This is a genomic window from Brucella tritici (genome assembly GCF_902825325.1).
GTDB lineage: Bacteria > Pseudomonadota > Alphaproteobacteria > Rhizobiales > Rhizobiaceae > Brucella.
Window position 1 is genome coordinate 1 of record NZ_CADEAR010000054.1, and the last position, 4,079, is coordinate 4,079.

The following is a 4,079-nucleotide window of genomic DNA, read 5'->3' on the forward strand; positions in this document are numbered from 1 at the left end:
AAATTGCGGCCTGTTTCGCCTGAATATCTACGAGCCCCTGGCCTTTCCGGCCAGAGAAACTTAACGTGACAACACCGCACGGATGCACAGGTGCTCAAGGGTATCCGGCACGCCGCGGAGAAGGAAGGCGCGATGGTGGAACTGGTTGCGCCGACGGTCGGAGGTTTCGAAGCTTCCAGCGGCGAATGGATGGAGGCGGACCATATGATTGACGGTGGTCCATCCGTATTGTTTGATGCTGTAGCGCTTGTGTTATCTGTAGAAGCGGCCAACAGGCTTCTCAGTGAGTCCACTGCAAGAGACTTTGTTGCAGACGCTTTTGCCCACTGCAAGTTCATTGGCTTTACCGCAGGCGCGATGCCGCTGCTCGCCAAGGCCGGTATCGAGCCCGAAATGGACGAAGGGCTGATCCCGCTCGACAATTCAAGGGCGGCCACCGACTTCGTCGTGTCTTGCCGTAAGCTCCGCTTATGGGCGCGTGAAGATACCGTCAAGCTCTGATCTCGCGGCATACAACTGATGTGAAGAGATGTTCGAAGTGCAAACACAAGCGGCCCGGCCCAGCCGGGCCGTTAACCGCATGTATTGGAATGTGGAGAAATTGGTAATTGCCCATGAAGAACATTGCTATCGTCGGCACCGGTCCGACCGGGATTTATACTTTCTTCTCGCTGCTCAAATTCGCAGAGCAAATGTCCATCTCGATCTACGAGAAGGAAGATGAAGCTGGCGTAGGCATGCCTTATAATGACGATGAGAACAGCCGGATGATGCTGGCCAACATCGCCAGCATCGAGATACCGCCGATTACCTCGACCTATCTCGACTGGCTGCGCGAGCAGGACGAGACGCGTCTCGCTCGATACCGGGTCGACAAGGAAGATCTTCACGATCGACAATTCCTGCCTCGCATTCTGCTGGGCGAATATTTCCGGGATCAGTTTCTGGCTCTTGTCGAGGCAGCGCGTCGAAAAGGATTTGCAGTCGAAGTGCACGAATCCAGCGAGGTAACGGATGTTGAAGCCACCACCAATGGTGTAAAGCTCTGGTCTGAGGGGAAGCTCGATTCGAAACTCTTCGATCTCGTCGTCATCGCCACCGGACACGTCTGGCCCGATGATGAAAAGGCAACGCGCAATTATTATCCCAGCCCCTGGTCTGGACTGATCGAAGCTAGGATACCTGCGTGTAAAGTGGGTATTATGGGAACATCGCTTAGCGCCATCGACGCAGCAATGGCGGTCGTTGCCCAACATGGAAGCTTCATTGAGGAAGATAACGACAACCTGAGCTTCGACCTTGACCCGGACAGTAAAAGTCTGGCGATAACGCTTATGTCCCGTTCAGGCATCCTGCCAGAAGCGGATTTTTATTGCCCTATCCCTTACGAGCCCTTGCAGATTGCCACGGAGCAGGCGATCAACAGGGAGATCCAGACTGGCGAGAGTGGCTTGCTTGACAGGATATTTGCCCTGGTCGCGCGCGAAATCGAGGTGGCCGATCCGGCCTGGAGTGAGCGTGTTTCGCTTTCGAAGCTCGACGCTGACAGCTTCGCTGACGCGTACTTTGCTGATCGGCAAAACCACGATGCGTTCCGCTGGGCAGAATACAATCTCAAAGAAGTCGAGCGCAACAAGCGGGAGAAGCATACCGTCCCCTGGCGCTATGCAATCCTTCGGCTGCACGAGGTCGTGCAGGAGATCATTCCGCGTCTCAATGAAGAGGACCGCGAGCGGTTCGATACAGGACTCTGCAAGGTCTTCGTTGACAACTATGCTGCCATCCCGTCGGAATCGATCCGCAGACTGCTGGCGCTGCGCAAGGCCGGCCTGATAGACGTCCTCGAACTTGGGCACGATTACGACATGGAGGTAAGGAAGGATCACACCGTCATCGCCATTGGCTCGGAAGTACGGACATTCGACGTGTTCATCGACGCCCGAGGCCAGAAGCCACTCAAGACGAAGGATTTGCCGTTTCCGTCACTGCGCCGGCAACTCGTTTCGGTCGGAGAGGATATTCCGGACGTCTCAGACGACTACACTTTGCTGGCACCGGACATTGCACGTGGCAAGATTGCGTTCGGCGCGCTGCCGTATCTGATGCACGACCAGCCTTTCGTGCAGGGAATTACGGCAAGTGCCGACATTGGAGCAGTAATGGCCACTGCTGTCAGTGAACTAACACACCGAACGCGCCGGCGGCTTCCTTTTATTGATCTCTCCTGATCGAAGCTGAAACATTGACAGGTCAGAAAGATACGTCCATGCGAGCGGCTTGGATTATATCTTCGATCAATTCACGCCTTGCACGTTCTCTCGCGACACTGTCGTTTAACCGCAAGATATAGGATGGATGCTAGGAGATCAGCACCGGTCCATCATGTAACCCAATTTCAGCCTGACCGCGTCGCGAAGTAAGAGGAGCGTTGTTACCCGTCAGAGCGAACGCCGCAGAGGCCCCCAACTCAACCACCATGCGTGGACGGATGAAAGCCAATTCGAGCCCCAGCCACCAGCGACGATGCAGGATTTCCTGCCGGTCAGTATTTTGATGCAGGCGGCGCTTGCCACGCGGCATGAACTTGAAGTGCTTAACTGCATTGATCAGCCATGTCTGCCTAACTTCTGCTCCTGCTGCAACCATGGTTTCACGCAAGAGGTGACCTGCCGGACCTACGAACGGTCGACCTTCCAGATCCTCACGATCACCCGGCTGTTCTCCTACAATCATGAGCTCAGCGTCTTCGGGCCCCTCACCCCAAACAGTCTGGGTTGCAGCCTCGCATAATCCACATCGCCGACAATGTCCGGCAGCCGCTCGCGCTTCGACCATTGTCTGAGGGAACTCGGGCGCTTGTGGCATCGCAGCGCGATAACGGGTCGAAATCGCGATTGCGCCAGCCGCTGGTGACGTTTCTGCGGCCACGCGCATTCGCTCCACTCGCGACTCGGCATCTCGTAACATATCTGGAATCAGGCGCGTTTCGGGTAGGTTCTTCCAATACTTCTTAGGCATTTCCGCGCGCATCGCATTCAGCTTTACCCGTGCCGGATTGAAGATGTTCGCGAAATAGGTGCCCCAAAGCGTTTCGGTGGCATCTTCCGATAAGTCAGGGCGTGTACCGCCTGGGTGGTAACTAAGTCTGCCGGCCTCAAATCGAGCTGTAAGCCTTGGCGTGGCGATCCCGCAGTCCATATCCGCGAAACGCTTTGCGAAAAAGGAACTACCCGGCTCGACTATATTATGCTCCGGCTCAAACCAGGCTGCAAAGCGACGACGCAACCCAGTCTCAAGTAATTCGCGAAACCGTACGAAAGCATGCATCTTGTGGATATCACGGCCAACCGATTTTGCCATGAGATGTAATTGCCGCCCAAGCGGGTCAGCCTGGCTCAAAGGGTCTCCCGCGTTGCAGTCGACAAGCTCCTGTTGCGGTTGTCGCGCCGCAAGGCCGAGCTGTTGCGGGTGCTGGACCGCCCGGAAATCCCGCTCAACACCAACGCTTCGGAAAACGATCTGCGCAGCTTCGTCATCAAGCGGAAGATCTCTGGCGGCACAATGAGCCGTGACGGCCGCATTGCCCGCGATACGCTGCTTGGATAGATGAAGACGTGCCAGAAGCTGGGTCTATCGTTCTGGCACTATCTGGGCGACCGGCTGGAGATCGGCAGTCCGGAGCCGATCCCGCCGCTCGCGACATTGATCGCGGCGCGGGCCTGAACACTCCCCTCCCCTTTCGAATCAGGAACGCTGACCGCTCGCAAGATCAGTACAGCAGCGCGCATCGGGTCTGCCGAGATTGCCTACGCGTTCGACATTGCCACCGAATTTGCCACGCTTACCCCGCTTAACCCCTGAACATTACCCGCACTCCATAGACTAACATAGTCAATGTATTGGATAAATTCTCCGATATGAAACCGAATAAATGCCTTACTTTCGTTACATAGACGCTATCTTTCTGTGCTTATAACCTCCGATAAGTATAGGTTATCGAAGGTGATATGTACGAGGCACTTGTACGTGCTGTAAAACAATGGTATCAATGGCGTACGGCCAATTTCGGAGGTCCCGAT

4 protein-coding genes are annotated in these 4,079 nt (G+C 55.5%); 3 read left to right on the forward strand and 1 reads right to left on the reverse strand.

Annotated elements, in window-relative coordinates; genetic code table 11:
- Positions 1-90 precede the first annotated feature (90 nt).
- On the forward strand, positions 91-501 hold the full coding sequence (locus HWX93_RS22480) for a hypothetical protein (protein WP_419191186.1): 411 nt from the start codon (positions 91-93) through the stop codon (positions 499-501).
- Positions 502-614: 113 nt separating this feature from the next.
- Positions 615-2,228, forward strand: coding sequence for an FAD-NAD(P)-binding protein (locus HWX93_RS22485; RefSeq protein WP_176038790.1), 1,614 nt, complete (start codon positions 615-617; stop codon positions 2,226-2,228).
- Between the two features lie 130 nt (positions 2,229-2,358).
- Here HWX93_RS22485 and HWX93_RS22490 read toward each other — a convergent pair whose 3' ends face one another.
- The gene (locus HWX93_RS22490) at positions 2,359-3,360 is read right to left on the reverse strand and encodes a UdgX family uracil-DNA binding protein (protein ID WP_235969194.1); all 1,002 of its coding nucleotides are present in this window, start codon (positions 3,358-3,360) and stop codon (positions 2,359-2,361) included.
- Positions 3,361-3,369: 9 nt separating this feature from the next.
- On the opposite strand from HWX93_RS22490, the gene HWX93_RS23130 reads away from it, so the two are divergent.
- A complete protein-coding gene (locus HWX93_RS23130) occupies positions 3,370-3,606 on the forward strand; it encodes an IS66 family transposase (protein ID WP_235913305.1) in 237 nt (78 codons plus the stop codon).
- The last annotated feature ends 473 nt before the right edge of the window (positions 3,607-4,079 follow it).